The sequence below is a fragment of the Acinetobacter sp. genome (genome assembly GCF_045628685.1).
Lineage (GTDB): Bacteria > Pseudomonadota > Gammaproteobacteria > Pseudomonadales > Moraxellaceae > Acinetobacter.
Genome location: NZ_JAZQPV010000124.1, coordinates 23,421 through 44,205, shown reverse-complemented (window position 1 = coordinate 44,205; position 20,785 = coordinate 23,421). Strand labels below are relative to the sequence as shown.

Sequence of the window (20,785 nt, the reverse complement as noted above, 5' to 3'; positions counted from 1 at the left end):
TCTATTGAGCGATTGGTTATCTTCGTCATCTTATCGCCAAAAGGCTTGAAGTCATTATTTTTCGTTTGATCGACTAAGATGTTACGGTCAGCAAGAAAGAGAATTCGTTTTTTAGCACCTGATTTCCAAAGTCGCCAAATGATTTGGAATGCTGTATAGGTTTTCCCTGTCCCTGTTGCCATGACAAGTAGAACACGATTTTGACCACGGGCAATCGCTTCTAGGGTTTTATTAATAGCATTAGTTTGATAGTAACGAGGAGCACGTTCTGTACCATCATCATAGTATGGATATTCAACAATAGATTTGGCTTCAGTTGTCGTAATGCCATGATGCTTTTCATAAAGATTCCATAACACTTCAGGCTGAGGAAATTGCGCTAAGCTAAGTTCTGTTTCAACTTTCCCTGAATTGAACAAGCCTGTTTGATCATGCAATAAGAAACCATCACCATTCGTTGAGATAACAAAAGGTGTTTGAAGGCATTCTGCATAGCCTAAAGCCTGCTGCATGCCTGCTCCTAGGGTATGTTTATTGTCTTTCGCTTCAATGACTGCAAGGGGTAGGTTTTTCTTATAATAAAGGATGTAATCTGCACGTTTGGTTTCACCACGGGTGTGCAATTTGCCACGAACCATGATTTGACCTTTGGTAAAGGTCACTTCTTCTCGGATCTGTTGAGCTGTCCATCCTGCCTGAGTAAGAGCAGGATAAATGTAACGCGTACAGATCTCACGTTCTGACAAATCTTTTTTAGACATATATCCTCATTTTTTTATAGTAAAAATGTAATTACTGTAAATTTACGTTAATAAAATTACAAGGTTAAGTCAATTGATAAAATCATTTCCCAATTAACTATTGATTTTGATAGTATTTAATTTTTTCTAAACAATTAATGAAATGAATTTTTTATCGTAAATAAAATATTCAAAAAAAAATTGAGTATTTTCATCAATGATTGGTGATTTTTAAATGAAAAAAAATTATCTATTAATAAATTAAAGTTATTATACCAATTTATTGATATTTATAATTTTTTAAATAAAAAACAAACACTTTTCTCTGTTTAATATTTCAAAATATACCTAAATCAATTTTGGAATAAACTTTATGAAAATCTCCTATGTTCCTAGACCAATAAATCGAAATATTCCACATAGAGTAACTGGATTTTTCGCTAGTCAAAAAAATGAGAAGCATGTCGTTTGGGAGTCTCAACTAGAGCGAGATGTTTGTTTTCTACTTGAAAAAGATACATCTGTTATTTCATATGAAACTCAATCAAGAACTTTTGTATACATAGATCATGGAAAAGAACGTACATATACCCCCGATTTTTATGTCCGATATGCGGATGGTAAAGATAACTATCTTGAAGTAAAACCACAAAAATTTGTAAAAAAGTTCAAAGAGGATAAGAAATTAATATTGGAGGAGATATGTGAAAATAATATTCCCTTCAAGATAATTACAGATATAGAAATCAGATGTGGGTATTTTTTAGAAAATATCAAATTTTTAGAACATTATTCAGAGAAAATCGTATCAGAGAAAACCGTTGAAATTATCAATCAACTATACCAAAACCGAGTATCAATAAAACAATTGGCAAAATTAATCCCTCTTACTGAAATTTATCAATTAATTTACTCAGATTTTTTTGATGTTGATCTAAACCATCAATTATTAAGTCACGACACTATTCTTGGGGTGGTCAAATGATTAATGTTATTTATGAAAAAACTCCTTGGAATGTCTATAGAGTTGATAATCATTTTGAAATAGTTGATTCCAAGAATATTTCAAGAACTAAGAAATTTAAAGAGGAGGAGTTTTACAATTTAGTTCAAGAAAATGTAATAACCATTGAAGATGATTACACTGAAAAAAGTAATATTAATCTATTAATGGTTCTTCATGATATTAATAATATTTCAAAGAAAACTTCCGATAAAAAAACCATTCTACAAATATATAATGAAATTCCAGATGGATACACCTATAACCAGAAAATTTTATACATAAAAAAACGTATAAAAGGTGAATTTGATTTTTCAAATACTACTATTTATCGACTTATTAAAGATTATGAGCGATGTGGTAGAACTTTACAGTGCCTTAATCCTAAGAAACAAACTCGTTCAAGTAGTATCGATGATACTATTTTAGCAATAGTAAAAAAAAGAATTCTGAAAGATTATGCTAGTCCAAAAAGAATCAACATAAAAACTCTCTATGAACTTATCAAGATTGATTTAGACATAATTGGAATTGATATAAAAAAGACCCCAAGCTATCAGACTATTTGCAACTATATAGAAAAATATTCTTATGAGTATAAAATTGAAAAAAGTAGACTAGGCTCTAAAGAATATCATAAGCGACATGGTCCAGTATTTGATGGTGTTCAAACAACTTATCCTTTAGAAAGAGTAGAAATTGACCACACTGATCTTGATATAAAAGTATTTGTTATTGATGAAAAAAATAAAAAAATACTGTATGGAAGACCGTTATTAACTGTCTTAAAAGACCACTTCACCAAATCTTTTCTAGGTTATCATCTAAGCTTCAATGCACCTGATACAGAAGTAGCATTAAAATGTTTAAAACATGCAATGCAGAAAAAAGAAAATCTTAAACATAAATATCCTAAAATTGATGAAGAATGGATTCAACATGGAAGGTTTAAGAACATTGTTGCTGATAATGGTCTTGAATTTAAAAGTGAGAGGTTTAAAGAAACTTGTTTACAACTAGGAGTACACCTTACTTACACCGCAAAATATGAGCCTTGGTTGAAAGCAACTGTAGAGAGTGCCTTTAATAATATTAAATCATTATTAAACCGTCTGCCATCTAGAATTAGAAAAGATACTATTCATGGTCAAAAAATCAAAGATGATGTCCTATCATTTGAAGATTTCGATTTCTTATTTAATTTATGGGTTGTTAGTGACTACCATAATAAATATAACGCAACTACAGAAAGTACACCAAATAAATTATGGATAGCATCAAATGAGAAAAAAGAAATTTTAGATTCAGAGCTTAGTAATGAGGATTTAAATATTATTTTATCAGAAAAAATCACACGTAGACTTTCAAGAAAAGGGATAGTTTATGCGAATGTTCGTTACAATTCTAATGCGCTTAATGAGCTTTACTTAAAGAACAAAAAAATAGAAGCCACTGCTCTATCTGTTCAATTTAAACTAAATCATAATGATATATCATCAATTCATGTTTATGATGAAATCGATAAAAGTTACCTTCAGGTTAATAATATTGACGGAATACCTTCTAACTTTACATTCAAAGACTTAAAAAATAAAAATAAAATCAGGAATCTTAATAAGCGTGAAATCAATGAGATTCATGCCCAAAAGTCATTTGTAGTAAATCAACAATTGGCAAATCTAAATAAAAAATCTAAATATGATACTACTGTATTGCGCAAAGAGCGTATTTCTAATGAAAACCCAAGAATTAAACCTAAGAAAAAACCATTAGTTGTAAATTCAATACCATCAATTTATGCAGATGTTGCAGAAGGAGGATTGTTCGGTGGCAATGAATAAACAACAAAAGGACAGGATCGAAAAAATGGAAAGTATCTTTGTGCCTTATCCAAATTTAATCACGATCCATAACAAACTAAAAGAGATTTTGTTTATGGATCGTTCTTTTGCTGAACCTGAATGTGTTTTGATTACTGGATATAGCGGTTCTGGGAAGACCTCCTTTATGAAAAAATTTCTTAGCAACCACCCTGTTATTCATGGGGATGAAGTAGATATACATCCTGTCATATATGTTGAAATACCTTCACAGGCAAATATAAAAGATCTTTGTATAGTGATACTTAAAGCACTCTCTGATCCTTTTGATAATACTAAGTTGACTAAGAATCAACTTAGTCCAAAAGTTATAAATTTTATTAAGAAAACTCATACTAAGCTTTTAGTTCTTGATGAATTCCAACACCTAACTTATAACTCTTCTGCCGCTAAGGTAGATAATGTGGCGAATTGGATAAAATATTTTATAAATCAAACAAATATCCCAGTATTAATAATGGGAATGCCTGAATCTGAACATATACTATCTGAAAATACTCAACTAAGTAGACGATTTTACTCAAGGTTTAAATTGTCTTTTTTTTCAATATCTTCAGCACAAGGTGTGAGTACCTATTACAAGTTTCTAAATGATTTAAGTGAAGAAATAGAGTTTGAAAATTCCACAATGATATTGGATAAGTTTTATGCAATATCTTTATTTTATCTAGCAAACAATAACATGGCGTTATTGATGAGAATAATTAGATTTGCATGCCGTGTTGCGGCATTTCAATCACATAAAAAACTAGAAGATATACATTTTTTGGTCACATTGTTTGAAATGAGGCACTTAAAACATATTGAAGAATTTCTGAATATTTTTCAAACACACGACTATAGATTGGTACAAGAAAAACTTGTGAAAGAAAGCGTTGATTGGAACAGTATTGATGAATATTTTAGTAATTAGACTTGTACCAAGATCGAACGAGTATATTTTAGGGTATATATTTAGGTTAGTTAGATCGAATTATATTAAAGATCCATTCGATTACCTTTCTCAATTTACGGAAGCTAAATCATTAAGAAAAAGTCTCAGGAATATAGCTGACAAAAACTTTGATTTAGATACCTTCTCAACTCATATCAAAAAAAATCAAGAAACTATTGCGGGTTTATATGTTTCAGATCAGTTAACTAATACTAGCTCTGATTTTCCAAAAATTTGTAGCAAATGTTACGCTAAGGAGGGATTTATTAATAAAGATTGGTTGTCTCCTCTCCAATTAATTTGTGAAAAGCATTTAGTTTTTTTAGCAAGTAAGTGTAGTAATTGTGGCAGAGTTTTAGAATGGCATTTTTTACAGTTTTTTATTTGCCGTACTTGTAAACAACCAATTACTTCAGCAGAGGTCGATCCAAACTTATTAAAAAGTTCTCCATATTTAACTTATTGTCTTCAAAAGAAAAGTTATTTAAATTTTTCGAAAGAAGATTTAATAGGAATCATTTCATTCTTTTTAATCCTTACTCTCGGTGTCTCATTATTTCAAAAAAGCAGCTTCACGCGAGCACATGAATTTTCGCAAGAAAAGATACTTGAAAGCTACGATAATGCTTTAAATTTTTTTCTTGAATTTAATCTTTTTGAAGATTTTTTAATTAAAGCCTACGAAAACACACCCTATGACATACAACATAGAAATATGTTCTATGGATGCTTTACTAATATAGATCAATACATTAACAACAAGCCTATTCGAGATAAGTTGCTCAAATCGATTAAAAACTGTTATTTTCTTAAGACAAAAATTACAAATAATAATTATCAGAAAATTAAGTCAATAATCGAAGCTAACTATGATTATCACAATAATCGTCTTCATATTGATAATTTTCAGAGAGAAAGTTTCGACTTGGTTACATTATTTCAATTTAAATATATAACCAAAACTAATACATCTACGTTGCAGTTTTTAATTGAAAACTCCTTTGTACGGGTACTAAAGAGTGAGAATGGGACATATCAATACATATCCATCTACTCACTATACAGACTTATGAATTTACTCAAAACATCATCAGTAATTCTAACTAAAAACTATGATTCTACTTTCAAAAAATTTATTGATTTAGATACAGAAGAAAAGAAAGATTTTTTATATTCTTTATTGAGTGGGAGACCATATAAGTACGAATATGATGTACTGACTGGGCTTGATAACATTAAGGTGATACTCGAAAAGGCTGTTTAATCCTTTATGGATATAACTCATCTCCATAAGAAATTTCAAAATTAATTTGAATCTCTATATATTTTCTACCACTGGCAGAAATTTCATTTTTAGCTTTATTTCGATATAAATTTCAAAATTAATTTGATTAAGAGGATTTTCCTTATCTTATAAATCAAATACTTATGTTTTTATAAATTTCATTTTTAACTTTTACGGATAATTGATATAGATTAAAGATTACTAGTGATAACGTCAAATTTTTTAATATTTAGTTATGAATTACATGAACCGGATATTAATTAAGCCAAGAAATATGAAAATATATTTCTTGGCCTAGAATGGTTATTATTTTGAATAAACTTAATATCTTATATTACAAAGAACCCATGTGTGCCATCATTCTTAAGCTGATCGACTAAACCGAACTCCCAATCAAGATAAGCTTGCATTGCTTCTCTTGAATTATCGGTACCTTCATAAGGTCGTTTATAACGATCAATCTCTTCTGAAAGTAAATCTAATTCTTGTGATAATGGCAGACCTGCCTGCCCCCAGGCAGCATTACCACCTTTTAAGATATACACTTTTTGAGTTGATTTGATTTGAGCTTTAATTTCTGGAACTGCATATTGAGCAAGCAAGCTAGAACCACAAGTCACAACAATGGCATCTTTGTTTGTAAATTCTGACTGCTGGATCAGTTTAGGTACATCTGCTTTCAAAACCCATTGTGCATTTGGGATATGCCCTTTTTTGTAATTGGCTGCAGTAGTGAAATCCCAAATAGCAATATTTTGTGTTGCTGAAAGTTGTTGCAGCTCTTCTGGAGAAATAAATAAGTCAACATCTATCTGTGGTGTAGCAGGTTTCCATACTCCAGTTTCAGCCAAAAGTTTCGTAAAATCATCTTCTAGCACATAAACATCCCAGTTCATTTGTGCTAACCAAGAACCGGTCATGTATGCCCGAATAAGTTGATCGTCAACTAAAACAATACGAGCACCACGCACTGCAGCATAATGGTCAGTTTCCTGTACCAACTGACCACCTGCTACCCAACGACTACCAGGTAAATGCCCTGCTGCATATTCCTGTTCAGTACGTACATCAAAAATATAAGTGGTTTTATCTTCCTGTGCCTGTAGATCCTGTAAGTCAATTAAACTGATTTGCTTTACACCTGCTTGCTTTGCCAATTCTGCAGCATTTTGTTTTGCTTGCGCATCGATCTGGGTATCAAGAGCTACAAATGAACGTTGCTGACCATGCTCTAGTTGTTGTCCAGCTAGTGTCCAGCCAATCGTTCCATTTCGTAATGCAAAAATTTCATGAGGCAACTTAGCATTAATTAGTGATTGAGTACCAATAATACTGCGAGTACGACCAGCACAATTTACGATAATCTGGGTGTTTTCATCTTTAACCAATGAAGGTGCACGCAGAACCAATTCTGCGCCTGGAACACTCATCCCAGTTGGGATACTCATAGTCTGATATTCATCAAAACGTCGAGCATCTAAAATGACGATATTTTCTTGAGCATCAATTTTTGCTTTTAGTTCCTCGGCACTAAGAGATGGTGTGCCCTTATGATGCTCTACAAACTCACCAAATGCTTTACTGGCAGAGTTAACATCAATGAATAATTCACCACCATCACGTTGCCATGCTTCTACGCCACCTTCTAAAACTGCAATGTTACTATAACCATACTCGCTAAGTTTTTTATAGGCGCGCTCAATACGACCATCACCATCATCATAAATAACCGTGAGTGTATTTAGACGAGGAATACGGTTATAAATTTCAATTTCGAGACGTGATAAAGATATATTTGTCGCAAATAAGGGGTGATTTTGGGCGAAGATATGCTCTTCCCTTAAATCTACAATAGCAACTTCCTCGCCAGCCAGTAATTTTTCACGGATTTCTTGATAAACGATAGTTTTCATTCTTTTAACATCACTCTTTAAAAATTTGAATAACCAGAAATAAATGGTTTAGCTGTACCGTCTAGTTGATAGGTAAAACGCTCAACTTTGCCTATATTTGCACCATAAATATGGATACTGATTGAGACTTGATCCTCAAAGGCATTGTTAACAGCATGAATATCTCCCGTAGTTGGTGTAAACCAGTCGATATCTCCCACTTCGAGATAATCGCCTTGAGCAACTGGATGTAAACCTGCCTCATCACAGGTATAAGGTGTAGAGACTTCTGCACCTTCAAGCACACCAATTGCACCCCATACTTCGTGGTTATGAATTGGTGTTTTTTGACCTGGTCCCCAAACAAAGCTGACAATGGAAAAACGCTCTTCAGGATCTAGATACAATAGATATTGTTGATAATATTCTGGATGCGGTTTTTTAAACTCTGGTTCAAGCCAGGTTGAATCCTGGAGGAGCTTTTTAAACTCAGGTGTAAAGCGCTGAATTAAGTTTTGCTCATCCAGTTGTTCTATCAATCCTTGCTCAATAGCATTAATTACAGGTGCTAAAACATTCAGATATTTAGCCATATTAATTTCCTGCCTGCTTTGTATTAAACTCACGATCAAACAGACCGCTTACATCAATTTTCTGATTTAATAATTGGTGTTTATGATAGAAATCTGCTGTGTCTTGCGAAGTGGCAATTACATCATCAGTAATACTAGTCCATGTGGCATTTTTTCGTTTGAATGCTAATGTGGCTGGTTCTTCTGGAATTCCGGTGATTTTTGCAAGTTCTTTACCAAATGACTGATAGTTTTTATTTACCCATTCCTGAGATTCTTCAAGCCGGTAGATAAAGTCCTGAATAGCTGCACGCTTCTGCTGATCATTTAAAGCTTGCTCTGTACCGGCAAGGAATGTAAAACCTGAATATAATCCACGTCCATTTTCAATGATTCGAAAACCATCAATGACTTCAGCATAGGCAGTGTATGGATCCCAAACTGCCCATACATCAACATTGCCATTTGCAACAGCAAGTTTGCCATCTGCTGGTGGCAAAAATTTAAAATTTACATCAGAAGCTTTCAAGCCAGCACGTTCTACAGCACGTAATGTAACCAGCTGACCAATCGAGCCCTTATTCGCTGTAATAGTTTTTCCTTTGATATCCTGAATGGATTTAATCGGACTATCTTTAGGTACGAGTAAAGCTACTGCATAGGGATCATATCGGTTAACCGCAATTGCGCGTGCATGACCACCATTTGCATTTGCAAAGATGAATGGTGCATCTCCAAGATAACCAATATCAATCGCGGTAGCGTTTAATGCTTCGGCAACTGGAGCTGCTGCCGGGAATTCATACCATGAAATTTTATAATCGATACCATCTAGAAGTTTTGAAGCCTCTAGCTGGGCACGCATATTTCCTTTTTGATCACCAATTTTGAGTTCAATTTGTGCTGAATTTTTAAGTTTAGTCACTTCTTTTGTATTTTCAGCTTGATTAACCTGTTTATTACAAGCAGCTAAACTTATTGAAACAGCACTAATAATGCCAACTAATATTTTTTTCATTTCAATCACACTTTTTAATATTTTGTCAGCAAGGCCTAGGCAATCTTGTTTAATTTATCCAGTTCGGCTGTTTTATAACGGATGCTCGGTAGTAGTTCTTTGCCGTATTCAATGACATCATTTAATGGGTCAAAACCACGAATCAATACGCTGTTAATACCTAGCTTATAATATTCTGCAATAGATTCTGCTACTTGCTCGGGTGTACCTACTAAAGCTGTAGAGTTATGGTTGCCATGTACTAAGGTAGAAATGCCAGTCCATAAATTAGTGTCATGCACTTCTTGTGATGCCAACTCCACTAAACGCTGGGCTCCTACACTTTGAGCACTTTGTTTATCTTTGCGCAGACCGCGGTTTTCAATTTGCTCTCGAGTCAGACTGTAAATATCCTGTGCCTTTTCCCAAGCCTGTGTTTCGGTATCTGCAATAATTGGACGGAAAGAGATATTAAAATCCAGTGGATTTTTACGCTCAAAATTTACTTCATTTGCTCGAATATTTTTTATAAGCTCTTCAGCACCAGCTAAAGGCTCACCCCAAAGTGCAAATACATCTGCATGTTTAGCAGCTACATTTAATGCTTCTTGAGAAGAACCTCCGAAATATACTGGCAAATGAGATTGATAAGGTTTGATTTCTGAGAAACCATCTTTGACTTGATAGTATTTACCACTGTACTGGAAGGGGTTATCGCTGTACCAGGAAAGCTTAGCGATGTCTAAAAATTCTTTTGTACGGGCATATCGTTCGGCTTTAGTTAAGAAATCACCATCACGCTGTTGTTCTGGATTACTTCCCCCGGTAATAACATGAATTGCTAAACGACCTTTAAGTAAATGATCTAGAGTTGCATACTTACGTGCAGCTAAAGTTGGCGCTATAAAACCTGGACGATGTGCTAATAAAAACTTTAATTTCGAAGTATTTGCACCTGCATGAGCCGTTACAATAAAGCCATCGGGCTGATCTGACCATTGACCAATCAATACCCGATCAAATCCAGCATCCTCATGGGCTTTAGCAAAATTTGCAACATAATCTGGATTAAATACTGGGCCTTCTGCTGGGATCGTTTCCGAAGCAAGACGATGGCCAATCATGCCTAAAATTTGAATTGTCATTTCAATTTCCAAAATATTTTTTTGAACTTGAAACAACTGTAATTTAAAAATTAGTATGCGTTAAATAAATATTTATCATAAACTAATATTAATTTCACGCATAAGAATGGTTTTTAGATTACGCTAAATGCAATTTTTGGTTAAAACGTTCCATAATTACATCAAATAATTCAGTTTGTGCATGGCTCAAGTTTTCTCGACGTGCATTGTAAACAATGACATCTAGATTTAGTTCTTCAGTATCTATAATTGATAATTGGTGAAAATGAGGAGTTTGAAAGATTAATTCCTGTGCCAAGAAACCAGCACCAACTCCCTGTTGTATTAAATCCAACTGGATTCTAGTTCCAGTAACTTCAATTTTTAAATTTAGCTGTTTATGCTGTTTTTCTAATTGTTCAGTTAAAAATTCTCTGAATCCACATCCTTTATTATTTAAAATCCAACCTAGATCCTGCAAGTCTTCCCATGTTGAAACACCTGATCTGCTTAAAGATTTTGATACTACAGGCCTAATATGTAAGGTACCCATAATTTTCAGAGAATAATCTTTTGGAAAAGCATTATGTTCTTTTGCAGTAGAAATCACGCCATCAAGTTCATCGTGAGCTAATTTAGATAATAATTCCTTACCCCACCCTGTACTAATTTCAATTTTTGCAGAGGGAAAATCTTTTTGGAGGTCTTGTATCATTCCAAAAATACCAGACTCTGACAGGCTATTTGGAATTCCTATCCTAAGATGTGTTGAATCTGCACTTTGCAAAGCAATAATCTGCTTCAATCTATTGAACTCTTGCTCGATAATACAGCACTGTTCATATATTTCTCGTCCTTTTGCGGTTAACTTTAAAGGGCGAGTATTTCGGTCAAAAAGTTGCACTGAACAGGCTTGTTCTAGACTCTGGATACGACGTGTAACTGCAGGTTGTGTGATACCTAATTGTTGAGCAGTAAGACTCGTGGATTGCAATTTAACAAAAGCAATAAAAGCATGGATGTCTTCAATCTTCATTAAAAATTTAACCTCGGCATAATCGCGCTGCACAGCTGTCTGCTTGAAATCTAATTTGATATTTGAATAGCTCATATCATACTGGCTATCAAATTTATTTAAAAATTCAGGAGCTTATTCTATGTGAATTTAATATGCATTATTTAGGAAGATCAGTATTCTCTTCATTCATACAAAAGAAATTTTCTAACAAAAAATACTGAATTAAGGGTTTCTAGTTTTTAACAGAACGAATCAAAACCCCTATTCACCTAAATTGAGTATCTAAAGTAGATGTTGCAAGTGACTATCTTATAAATTAACTTTGAATATTTAGATTAAATTACAAAAAAAGATATTAAAAAACAAATTCTTAGCTATAAATTGATCTATATTAATTTTTCGCGGATTCTAGATTCTCTCTAATTTAAAGCGAAGTGAATATAATTCATATGAAAAGATAAAATTCAGAATAAGCTATGTTTTGTTTATAAAAGAATAAAAGTAACGTTATTATCTCAATCAATAAATTACAGAAATTTTTTTAATAAATATTACTAACACACTGATATAATTGATAAATTTCATACAAAATCATAATTTTTCATTATAATTTTATTAGAATTATTGATATAAATCTTCTGTAAAGGGTGGATAATAGATCAATCTTAAATTTAGTATTCATTATTTTTATATAATTTTATTAAAAATATTTATTTTAAACATATTAAATTCTCATTTATGTTGAGCTGCATAGGACTACTGCATCAGTGATGCTGAGCTAAACATAGAGAATAAATGATGATACAACTACAGGATCTTAAGAAAACATTTATACAAAAGGATGGTCAATTCACGGCTGTTTCCGATGTTAGTCTAAATATTCATCAAGGCGATGTATTTGGCATTATCGGTTTTAGTGGTGCAGGAAAATCAACATTATTGCGCATGATTAATCTGCTAGAACGCCCCAATACTGGTGATATTAAAATAGAAGGTATTTCCCTTTTACGATTATCAAAAAAGCAATTACTCGAACAGCGTAAATCCATTGGTATGATTTTTCAGCATTTTAACTTGCTGACCAACCGCACTGCTCTAGAAAATATTGAGTTGCCGTTAGAATTTTCAGGTGTGCCAAAAGCAGAACGTCATAAACGTGCTTTAGAGTGCCTAGAAATTGTTGATTTATTAGATAAAAAAGATGCTTATCCAAGTCAACTTAGCGGTGGACAGAAACAGCGTATTGCAATTGCCCGCGCCATTGTGACCCAGCCCAAAATTCTGCTCTGCGATGAGCCAACTTCTGCTGTCGATCCACAAACTAAAGAATCGATTCTGCATTACCTGTCAAAGATCAATAAACAGTTTGGTATTACGATAGTGATCGTGACTCATGAAATGCAACTAGTACACAAAATCTGCAACCGTGTTGCGGTAATGGAACAAGGCCAAGTAATTGAAGAGTTTGACCTCAATCAGCCAATCCAGCAACCGGTCAAATCTATTATTTCAAAACTATTGCTCAATGATGTCAGTACCAGCTTAAAAGAGGCTTCTTAATATGTACGAAAAAGTAATTGGTATTTGGCCTGAAATTCAAACAGCACTGGGCGAAACCTTTTATATGCTGTCTGTGACGATTTTTCTTGGCATTATTTTTGGTGGAATAGTCGGCACTGCGCTGTATTTAACTCGTGAGGGTTCAATTTCTAGCAATAATTTAGTAAATGGGATTTTAAATGCGGTGGTGAACTTCATCCGTTCTTTCCCTTTCTTAATTCTCGCTATTTCTATTGTGCCTTTAACACGCTTAATTGTGGGAACTTCAATTGGTACAACAGCCGCCATTGTTCCTATGACAATTAGTTGTATTCCATATTTTGCCCGTTTTGTTGAGGCAGCTTTGCTAGAAGTCAACCGTGGGGTAATTGAAGCAGCGGAAGCAATGGGCGCAACTAAATTTCAAATTGTACATAAAGTGCTGTTTTCAGAAGCACGTGCAGCAATTGTTAACTCAATCACTATCGTGACAGTAAGTTATTTTTCCTATTCCACGATTGTTGGAATTGTAGGAGGCGGTGGTATTGGCGACTTTGCTATTAGATATGGTTTCCATCGTTTTGAAACAGATATTCTGATTTTCACTGTGCTTATCATTATTTTTATTGTTCAGATCATTCAATTTACTGGCAACTATTTTGTGAAGCGTTTAGATAAACGTTTTTAAGGGATTAATTTATATATGAAATTTAAATATGCATTGAATGCAATGTTGAGTGCATCTGTTGGTCTAGGCTTGGCAGGCTGTGTAAAACAGGAAGATACAAAAGCAGATGCTGACGCTATCAAAGTAGTAACTTTACTCACACGTGACAATCCACCCTTGCCACAAATTGCTGAATTTGTAAGAGATAAAGTTAAAAAACAGAATATTGAATTAAGAATTAAGTATGCCACTGACGGTTTGATTCCTAATAAATCAGTATCTGAAAATGAAACTGATCTAAATTATTTCCAACACATAACTTATATGCAGTCTGCAAAAGAAATAAATAACTGGGATCTAAATGCTATAGGTACCACATTTAACAGTATTTTTGGCGCTTATTCACCGATATATAAAAGTCTAAAGGATTTGCCGGAGGGAGCTAAAGTTGTTATTCCTTTAGATCCATCCAATGGTGGTCGAGCATTAAATCTTTTGGCTTCAGTTGATTTAATTGAGCTGAAGCCAAATACCGGTGCAAAAAGTAGTGTTAAAGATATTACAGCTAATCCAAAAAAATTACAGATTATTGAAGTAGAGCATGCATTAGTGCCAGTGAGTTACAAAGATTCAGATTTAGCAATTATGGACGGTGCCTATACAGTCCATGCCAACCTTGTGCCAAAGCGAGATGCCCTATATTTGGAAGAAAATAATCACAATTACGATGCGGTTTTAGTAGCGAATTCCAAGTCACAGCAAAAAGCTGAAGTGCAAATAATTAAAGATGCATTTACGGCCGATGATACTCGTGATTACGTACTGAAAAACTATTCAGGAACAGTCACTTGGGAAAAACAATAAGTATATAGGAAGTCTAGTTTTATGAATATTAAAGTTAAGGAGGTCTCAAATGCATCACTTCCCTACCACGAGCGTCCAGAATTTCTTGCATTGATTGATGCAGTTAAAGCTGATTTAGAAGTACGTGATGCTAATGGTGAACTGCCACCAGTTCAGATTGTTCAATATCTGAAATCACAAAAATTGGGTGCACTCCGTCTGCCGAAACAATATGGTGGTCAAGCACTCAGCATTGAAGAACTGTTTGCTGTGATTATAGAGCTAGGACGCGCAGATTCTGATGTAGCACATATTTTCCACTCACATTTTCAGTTTACTGAAGATGTGTTGAGACATCCCGATCCTTCATACCGTGAAAAATGGTTTGAGCGTATTGCTAGTGGAAAAATTATTAGTAATGCCCTGGCTGAACCATCTTCACATAATGTTGGCAACGGCAAGCTGATAACCCATATCCTAAATGAAAATAACAAACTATTTTTAAACGGAAAAAAATACTTCACTACTGGTACCTTGCATGCTGACTACGTATTGGTATGGGCACAAAGTCACCTAGATTCTTTATGCCATGTAGTTGTGCCGACAAATCGTGAAGGAGTAGAAATTCTTGATGACTGGATTGGCATCGGCCAGCGTAACACTGCCAGTGGTACTACGTTATTTAAAAGGGTTGCCATCTCCGAAGATGAAATCCGTTGGCCTAAACGAAATGGTTTAGTGAATAAGCCATTTGCACAGCTGTACATTCAAGCCATTATTGCAGGCCAAACCAAAGCTGTAGAAGATCGTACTGCTGTGCTCCTGGCCACTCGTGGTCGCACGTTCAGCTATGGCAATGCTGAACAAGCGCATGATGAACCGCTTTTTCTGGAAAAAGCGGGTGAAATTTCTTCTATTTCTTTTATTGTTGAAAATGCCGTTTTACGGGCAGCACGTTCATTAGATCGTGTGATCCAGCATTTAGACCTTCCTAGCTATGATTCTGTACTGCAGCTAGCAGCGGCAGATGCAGCAAAAGTAAAAGTCGCAATTGATCCGCTAGCCCTAAAAGCTGCCAATCTGATGTTCGAAGTTATCGGTGCTTCCGCAATGGGACGAGATACATTAAATGATCGTCACTGGCGCAATATTCGTACGCTATCAACGCATAACTCAGTCAGCCTGAAAGCTAAAGTATTAGGTGACATTTTAGTCAATAAAAAAACTGTACCAAATATCGGCTATTTCTAACCTAGCACTGTACGTTAAGCGTCCTAAAAATTTAAGGCGCTATTTAATACAACTGCGCAAACAGCGCATATAATGGAATATCTATGAAATTTAAAAATGTATTGACTGCTGCTCTTGCAGCATCAATTGGTTTTGGGTTGTCAGGCTGTGCTAAACAAGATAAAACAGCTACTACTGCGAACAGTGAAATTAAAGTAGTTACTTTACTTACACGAGATAATCCTCCATATCCACAAGTTGCTGAATATGTAAAGAATAAAGTTAAAGAACAAAATATTGAATTGAAAATTAAATATGCCAATGATGGTCTGATTCCGAACAAATCAGTGGCAGATGATGAGGCTGATTTGAACTATTTCCAGCATAAGTATTATATGCAGTCAGCAAAAGAGTTAAATAATTGGGATTTAGTAGCGATAGCCTCTACTTTTAATGGGATGTTTGGGGCATATTCACCTAAATATAAAAATATTAATGAGCTACCAGATAAAGCTAAAGTCATAATTCCATCAGATCCATCAAATGGAGGACGTGCACTAAATTTATTAGCACGAGCTAAATTGATTGAATTAAAGTCTAATACAGGTGCGAAAACCAGCTTAAAAGATATTACTGCTAATCCCAAAAAACTAAGATTCTTAGAAGTTGAACATGCATTAGTGCCCGTTAGCTTTAATGATTCAGACTTAGCAATTATGGCAGGCGCATATACTATTCACGCTGACCTGATACCCAAACGTGATTCAATTTATCTTGAACAAGATAACCAGGAATATGACAGTGTGCTTGTATCCAATAGCAAAGCTGCTCAGAGACCTGAAGTAGAACTCGTTAAAGAGGCCTTTATCGCAGAAGATACGCGTGAATTTGTTTTAAAAAATTATGCCGATACGGTTACCTGGCCAAAACGATAAAACTACTTCATAAATTTTTATTTTTACTGAGACCTCTACGTTGACATGGTAGAGGTCTAGCAATTTCCATCTTTTACTCTAAAAACGACCTAGAATTCACCAAGTTCCTGAACCATAAAAAATAAGATATAAAAATAATGTTTATAAATACATGTTTTTATTAATCATTAACTATTTTTTTATTATGAACTAGACTTTAGGTGAACATAAGTTAAATGATTTATACCTGACAATAAGTTCATATCTACTTTCCTCTCACGTAATTTCAATAAGTTAAATAGCTATACTTATAACGATAAAATTTGAAGAAAAATTTAACAAGTATTTTAAAGTATATTTCCCAACCGCTGCGCAAGAGTTAGTCGCATACTTTCATACTTCTCTTGTGCTGAGAAAAATTAGTATAGTATTTACAAGCTATCATTAAGACGTTTGATCATGTTCGCAACAATTCTCCTAATACTGGTCTTGATGATCCTAGGATTTTTAACATTGCCTATGGTTGCTGGATACTACAGTTATAGGATCGCCTTCCCAGATCGCCTGGGCATTATAATTTGGGCCAAAACGACTCATATCTGGGTGAGGATCAAAATAGCAATAATATTCAGAATGATGTAGAACATTATATCAATCAAACATTTTTTCAACCGGCAGTAAAAGCTTTTGTAATGAATCATTATGCTCTCAATACTCAGCTTTATTCAGCGCAGAGCTATGATCAGGAAAAGGTCATGTTTGTCGAGATCCTGAACTGCCATATTTGCTACAAGGAAAAGTATACTGCTGAATCTGAAAAGCTAACCAAGTTCATGAACGCTTCAGACAATATTTTCTTTAACACTTCCTATCGCAAGAAAATTAATGAGAAATATAATGTAAGAATGCATACAGGATCAATATTCTCATTAGATACAGATGGTCTAATTAATTGTGAAAAATACGCAAAATTTCCTGCCTTAGGTATTAGTGACCCAATGGCAAATTTTGCTAAATACCTGTTTTTATATTGGGTGTGATGTATACCTACTATCGTACCTGAAAAGTTCCTAAAGCTCTGTACATGATTACTTTAAGTTTACAACCCGTTTGTGTAAAGACCACATAAAAACTGGCGCGATGATCAGAATTTGGTTTAAGCGATTTCCACCTCACCTACATAATGATATGCGCGATTAAAATAAACCAGACTGTGTTGAGGATAACTTTGTCGAATCGCTACAGTGCGACAAATAAAAATAGTATGCGTTCCGACTTCTTGAATTTGCTCAATCTCACAATCAAAACTCACCAAAGCATCTGCTAACACAGGTGCACCGGTTTCTAATGTTGTCCACGAACCATTTTTAAAGCGCTCTTCTGAACTCAATTTGGATGCAAATGCATTGGATATCTGTTCATGCTGTGCACCTAAAACATTTACACTTAAAATTCTATTTTCAATAAAATGTACATGTGACCGAGATGCCTGATTCATACAGACCAGCAATGTCGGTGGTGTATCTGTGACACTACATACCGCAGATGCAGTAAAGCCATGAACACCGGATGCGCCTTCTGTGGTGACGACATTGACCGCAGTCGTTAACAAAGACATTGCATTTCTAAAGTCAATTGCTTCAATCATCATTTAAATCCTAAATTTGACCATAGCTAGTCTCTAGATGGAGCTAGGGCTACTTACGGGTTTAACCAGATTTATCTGATCAAACCAGCAGAAGTACCCCTTCATACATCTTGATATCAATAAGTATTAGGCAGCAAGTTCTTTACGGACAATCTCTGCACCCGCACTTAAAGCATTCAACTTGCCACGTGCTACCTGACGAGATAAAGGCGCCATACCACAGTTGGTAGACGGATAAAGTTTATCGGCATCAACAAACTGAAGTGCTTTACGTAAGGTAGTTGCAACTTCTTCAGGCGTTTCAATACTATTGCTTGCTACATCAATGGCACCTACCATCACTTTTTTACCGCGAATCAGTTCAATCAGATCCATCGGAACATGGGAGTTGTGACATTCCAGTGAGATAATATCGATCTTTGATTTTTGCAGCTTTGGAAATGCTTCTTCATATTGACGCCACTCTGAACCTAACGTCTTTTTCCATTCTGTATTGGCTTTGATGCCGTAGCCATAGCAAATGTGCACGGCGGTTTCACATTTAAGCCCTTCTAATGCTCTTTCTAGAGTAACGATACCCCAGTCATTCACTTCATCAAAGAATACATTAAACGCAGGCTCATCAAATTGAATAATATCGACACCTGCTGCTTCTAACTCTCTCGCTTCTTGATTGAGAATTTTGGCAAATTCCCATGCCAGTTTTTCACGACTTTTATAATGTCCATCATAAAGCGTATCAATCATGGTCATTGGACCTGGCAGCGCCCATTTAATCGGTTGATCGGTCTGGCTGCGCAAAAACTTCGCATCTTCAACAAAGACTGGTTTTTGGCGAGATACTGCACCAACCACTGACGGTACACTGGCATCATAACGGTCACGAATTTTAACTATTTCGCGTTTCTCAAAATCAACACCATCAAGGTGTTCAATAAACGTGGTCACAAAATGCTGACGGGTTTGTTCGCCATCACTGACAATATCAATCCCTGCATGCACTTGTTCCTGCAATGATAAACGTAAGGCATCTTGTTTGGCTTCCAATAATTCTTCACCTTGCAATTTCCACGGTGACCAAAGTTTCTCAGGCTCTGCAAGCCAAGAAGGTTTTGGCAAGCTGCCTGCTGTTGAGGTCGGTAATAATAATTTCATGTTCACTGTCTTCTATATTTCGTTTAACGTATCTATTTCGCTGAATGAGGTCGCCTGTTTTTAAGCAGCGATGTTCTTCTTTAAAGCAGCATGGTTTTCAACTGTGTAGCTTGCAGCCCATTGTTCAAGAATCTCTTGATAGGGTTTGATAAAGTGTTCTTCAGTCCACTTACCTTGTTTCACGGCCAACTGGCCACGCTCTACTCGGTCATAATCAATAAGCGTGAGTGAATAATCCTGATAGTTCAAACTTGGCTGATACACTTGCCCTGCCGCAGCATTGGCATTGTAAATTTCAGGTCGGTAAATCTTTTGGAAGGTTTCCATGGTGCTGATGGCACTGATCAATTCAAGATCGGTGTAATCGCGGGTCAAATCTCCGCTAAAGTAGAATGCCAAAGGTGCAACACTATTTTTAGGCAAGAAATAGCGAACCTGTAAGCCCATCTTGTGGAAGTATTCATCTGTGAGTGAATATTCATCTTGTTTGTACTCAACGCCCAATACAGGATGCACATTGGCAGTACGATAATAGGTTTTAGTGGTTGAAACACTCAGGCAAATCACCGGTGCTTTATTAAAGTTGGCTGTGTATCCCTCTGTGTTCAAGACATATTGGAACAACTTACCATGCAAATCACCAAAATTCTCCGGCGTCGCTGCTGTCAATTTCTTGTTACGATGTTCTGGAAGTACCACGCTAAAGTCATAATCACGCACATAAGATGAGAAGCTGTTGCCGATCATGCCGTCAATACGCTGATTTTTTTTGTGATCCACAACCGTACTTTTCAACATTTCAATCACGGGGAAGGTATTATCATCACCTGCAATATCCAGATCAAAAGAAATGATGTCGACTTCAATTGAATAACGGTCTGCAGTCGGGTTATCCCAATGCGCCAAAGCATTAAAACGGTTATTCATCATGTTTAAAGTTTTGCGTAAGTTTTCTTCACGAAACTCACCGCGCGCCAAATTGGCAAAATTCGTGGTCAGACGTGTGTTATTTGCAGGATGATAATTTTCATCGAAACGAATGCTCTTAATTGAACATACAAAATCTTTACTCATGATGATGCACTACCCTAATTTTTTAGATAAAACCAAAATTTCTGTATGGGGGGAATTTATACCAACTTCTAAAGATGAATAAAAATGATTTAATCTAATTACAAAATGAGTAAAATTCATCTTTAATGACTTTATAATTATTAAGTAATGATCTAAGAGGAAAATTGGCGATCCAATTTTTGATATGTTGATTCAATTAAACCAATCTAAAATGGTTGAGCACAAGGATCTAAGATTTACCTTTTGGTTTATACAAAAGATATAAAATAC

19 protein-coding genes are annotated in these 20,785 nt (G+C 34.9%); 10 read left to right on the top strand and 9 right to left on the bottom strand.

Features of this window, described 5'->3' with window-relative positions; genetic code table 11:
* On the bottom strand, window positions 1–761 hold a 761-nt coding region (locus ACKI4H_RS15810), incomplete at its 3' end, for a DEAD/DEAH box helicase family protein (RefSeq protein ID WP_407307394.1).
* A gap of 352 nt (window positions 762–1,113) precedes the next feature.
* Between ACKI4H_RS15810 and ACKI4H_RS15805 the strand changes: the two genes are divergently transcribed.
* The 4 genes from ACKI4H_RS15805 to ACKI4H_RS15790 are packed head-to-tail and all read left to right on the top strand — an operon-like array spanning window position 1,114 to window position 5,821.
* Window positions 1,114–1,725, top strand: coding sequence for a TnsA endonuclease N-terminal domain-containing protein (locus tag ACKI4H_RS15805; protein WP_407307392.1), 612 nt, complete (start codon window positions 1,114–1,116; stop codon window positions 1,723–1,725).
* Window positions 1,722–3,584, top strand: a complete 1,863-nt coding sequence (locus tag ACKI4H_RS15800) for a Mu transposase C-terminal domain-containing protein (protein ID WP_407307390.1) — start codon at window positions 1,722–1,724, stop codon at window positions 3,582–3,584. The genes ACKI4H_RS15805 and ACKI4H_RS15800 overlap by 4 nt, the downstream gene beginning before the upstream one ends.
* Complete coding sequence (locus tag ACKI4H_RS15795) at window positions 3,577–4,536, top strand: TniB family NTP-binding protein (RefSeq protein ID WP_407307399.1); 960 nt, start codon at window positions 3,577–3,579, stop codon at window positions 4,534–4,536. The genes ACKI4H_RS15800 and ACKI4H_RS15795 overlap by 8 nt, the downstream gene beginning before the upstream one ends.
* Window positions 4,517–5,821, top strand: coding sequence for a hypothetical protein (locus ACKI4H_RS15790; protein ID WP_407307388.1), 1,305 nt, complete (start codon window positions 4,517–4,519; stop codon window positions 5,819–5,821). Before ACKI4H_RS15795 ends, ACKI4H_RS15790 begins: the two co-directional genes overlap by 20 nt.
* Before the next feature lie 350 nt (window positions 5,822–6,171).
* On the opposite strand, the gene ACKI4H_RS15785 is transcribed toward ACKI4H_RS15790, so the two are convergent.
* From ACKI4H_RS15785 to ACKI4H_RS15765, 5 genes are all read right to left on the bottom strand, one after another.
* Window positions 6,172–7,755 (bottom strand): rhodanese-like domain-containing protein, encoded by a 1,584-nt coding sequence (locus ACKI4H_RS15785; RefSeq protein ID WP_099339700.1) that lies wholly within the window; start codon window positions 7,753–7,755, stop codon window positions 6,172–6,174.
* A gap of 17 nt (window positions 7,756–7,772) precedes the next feature.
* Entirely contained in the window at window positions 7,773–8,327 is a 555-nt protein-coding gene (locus ACKI4H_RS15780) for a cysteine dioxygenase (RefSeq protein WP_064096832.1), read from the bottom strand.
* A 1-nt stretch (window position 8,328) separates the two neighbouring features.
* Window positions 8,329–9,324 (bottom strand): ABC transporter substrate-binding protein, encoded by a 996-nt coding sequence (locus tag ACKI4H_RS15775; RefSeq protein WP_064096847.1) that lies wholly within the window; start codon window positions 9,322–9,324, stop codon window positions 8,329–8,331.
* Between the two features lie 35 nt (window positions 9,325–9,359).
* Window positions 9,360–10,448 (bottom strand): LLM class flavin-dependent oxidoreductase, encoded by a 1,089-nt coding sequence (locus tag ACKI4H_RS15770; protein ID WP_407307386.1) that lies wholly within the window; start codon window positions 10,446–10,448, stop codon window positions 9,360–9,362.
* A gap of 118 nt (window positions 10,449–10,566) precedes the next feature.
* Window positions 10,567–11,538: a LysR family transcriptional regulator gene (locus tag ACKI4H_RS15765; protein WP_081406378.1), complete on the bottom strand. Its 972-nt coding sequence runs from the start codon at window positions 11,536–11,538 to the stop codon at window positions 10,567–10,569.
* Between the two features lie 702 nt (window positions 11,539–12,240).
* Between ACKI4H_RS15765 and ACKI4H_RS15760 the strand changes: the two genes are divergently transcribed.
* The 6 genes from ACKI4H_RS15760 to ACKI4H_RS15735 all read left to right on the top strand — a co-directional run bounded on the left by ACKI4H_RS15760 (window position 12,241) and on the right by ACKI4H_RS15735 (window position 17,678).
* Complete coding sequence (locus tag ACKI4H_RS15760; protein WP_228206957.1) at window positions 12,241–13,005, top strand: methionine ABC transporter ATP-binding protein; 765 nt, start codon at window positions 12,241–12,243, stop codon at window positions 13,003–13,005.
* A 1-nt stretch (window position 13,006) separates the two neighbouring features.
* Window positions 13,007–13,672, top strand: coding sequence for a methionine ABC transporter permease (locus ACKI4H_RS15755; RefSeq protein WP_064096829.1), 666 nt, complete (start codon window positions 13,007–13,009; stop codon window positions 13,670–13,672).
* A 15-nt stretch (window positions 13,673–13,687) separates the two neighbouring features.
* Window positions 13,688–14,515: a MetQ/NlpA family ABC transporter substrate-binding protein gene (locus ACKI4H_RS15750; protein ID WP_064096828.1), complete on the top strand. Its 828-nt coding sequence runs from the start codon at window positions 13,688–13,690 to the stop codon at window positions 14,513–14,515.
* A gap of 21 nt (window positions 14,516–14,536) precedes the next feature.
* Window positions 14,537–15,745, top strand: a complete 1,209-nt coding sequence (locus ACKI4H_RS15745) for an acyl-CoA dehydrogenase family protein (RefSeq protein WP_081406377.1) — start codon at window positions 14,537–14,539, stop codon at window positions 15,743–15,745.
* A gap of 83 nt (window positions 15,746–15,828) precedes the next feature.
* A complete protein-coding gene (locus tag ACKI4H_RS15740) occupies window positions 15,829–16,659 on the top strand; it encodes a MetQ/NlpA family ABC transporter substrate-binding protein (protein WP_064096827.1) in 831 nt (276 codons plus the stop codon).
* A 557-nt stretch (window positions 16,660–17,216) separates the two neighbouring features.
* The gene (locus tag ACKI4H_RS15735) at window positions 17,217–17,678 is read left to right on the top strand and encodes a hypothetical protein (protein ID WP_407307381.1); all 462 of its coding nucleotides are present in this window, start codon (window positions 17,217–17,219) and stop codon (window positions 17,676–17,678) included.
* Between the two features lie 116 nt (window positions 17,679–17,794).
* Here the strand turns inward: ACKI4H_RS15735 and ACKI4H_RS15730 are convergent, their stop codons facing one another.
* From ACKI4H_RS15730 to ACKI4H_RS15720, 3 genes are all read right to left on the bottom strand, one after another.
* Window positions 17,795–18,286 (bottom strand): flavin reductase, encoded by a 492-nt coding sequence (locus ACKI4H_RS15730; protein WP_407307396.1) that lies wholly within the window; start codon window positions 18,284–18,286, stop codon window positions 17,795–17,797.
* 126 nt (window positions 18,287–18,412) lie between these two features.
* Window positions 18,413–19,441, bottom strand: coding sequence for a methionine synthase (locus ACKI4H_RS15725; RefSeq protein ID WP_407307379.1), 1,029 nt, complete (start codon window positions 19,439–19,441; stop codon window positions 18,413–18,415).
* A gap of 60 nt (window positions 19,442–19,501) precedes the next feature.
* Complete coding sequence (locus ACKI4H_RS15720) at window positions 19,502–20,515, bottom strand: DUF1852 domain-containing protein (RefSeq protein ID WP_407307377.1); 1,014 nt, start codon at window positions 20,513–20,515, stop codon at window positions 19,502–19,504.
* Window positions 20,516–20,785 lie beyond the last annotated feature (270 nt).

Coding starts and splice junctions, on each gene's coding strand:
- ACKI4H_RS15725 (WP_407307379.1), bottom strand. CDS start 19,441: ATGAAATTATTATTACCGACCTCAACAGCAGGCAGCTTGCCAAAACCT.
- ACKI4H_RS15800 (WP_407307390.1), top strand. CDS start 1,722: ATGATTAATGTTATTTATGAAAAAACTCCTTGGAATGTCTATAGAGTT.
- ACKI4H_RS15720 (WP_407307377.1), bottom strand. CDS start 20,515: ATGAGTAAAGATTTTGTATGTTCAATTAAGAGCATTCGTTTCGATGAA.
- ACKI4H_RS15770 (WP_407307386.1), bottom strand. CDS start 10,448: ATGACAATTCAAATTTTAGGCATGATTGGCCATCGTCTTGCTTCGGAA.
- ACKI4H_RS15765 (WP_081406378.1), bottom strand. CDS start 11,538: ATGAGCTATTCAAATATCAAATTAGATTTCAAGCAGACAGCTGTGCAG.
- ACKI4H_RS15805 (WP_407307392.1), top strand. CDS start 1,114: ATGAAAATCTCCTATGTTCCTAGACCAATAAATCGAAATATTCCACAT.
- ACKI4H_RS15795 (WP_407307399.1), top strand. CDS start 3,577: ATGAATAAACAACAAAAGGACAGGATCGAAAAAATGGAAAGTATCTTT.
- ACKI4H_RS15755 (WP_064096829.1), top strand. CDS start 13,007: ATGTACGAAAAAGTAATTGGTATTTGGCCTGAAATTCAAACAGCACTG.
- ACKI4H_RS15740 (WP_064096827.1), top strand. CDS start 15,829: ATGAAATTTAAAAATGTATTGACTGCTGCTCTTGCAGCATCAATTGGT.
- ACKI4H_RS15760 (WP_228206957.1), top strand. CDS start 12,241: ATGATGATACAACTACAGGATCTTAAGAAAACATTTATACAAAAGGAT.
- ACKI4H_RS15750 (WP_064096828.1), top strand. CDS start 13,688: ATGAAATTTAAATATGCATTGAATGCAATGTTGAGTGCATCTGTTGGT.
- ACKI4H_RS15775 (WP_064096847.1), bottom strand. CDS start 9,324: ATGAAAAAAATATTAGTTGGCATTATTAGTGCTGTTTCAATAAGTTTA.
- ACKI4H_RS15780 (WP_064096832.1), bottom strand. CDS start 8,327: ATGGCTAAATATCTGAATGTTTTAGCACCTGTAATTAATGCTATTGAG.
- ACKI4H_RS15745 (WP_081406377.1), top strand. CDS start 14,537: ATGAATATTAAAGTTAAGGAGGTCTCAAATGCATCACTTCCCTACCAC.
- ACKI4H_RS15790 (WP_407307388.1), top strand. CDS start 4,517: ATGAATATTTTAGTAATTAGACTTGTACCAAGATCGAACGAGTATATT.
- ACKI4H_RS15730 (WP_407307396.1), bottom strand. CDS start 18,286: ATGATTGAAGCAATTGACTTTAGAAATGCAATGTCTTTGTTAACGACT.
- ACKI4H_RS15785 (WP_099339700.1), bottom strand. CDS start 7,755: ATGAAAACTATCGTTTATCAAGAAATCCGTGAAAAATTACTGGCTGGC.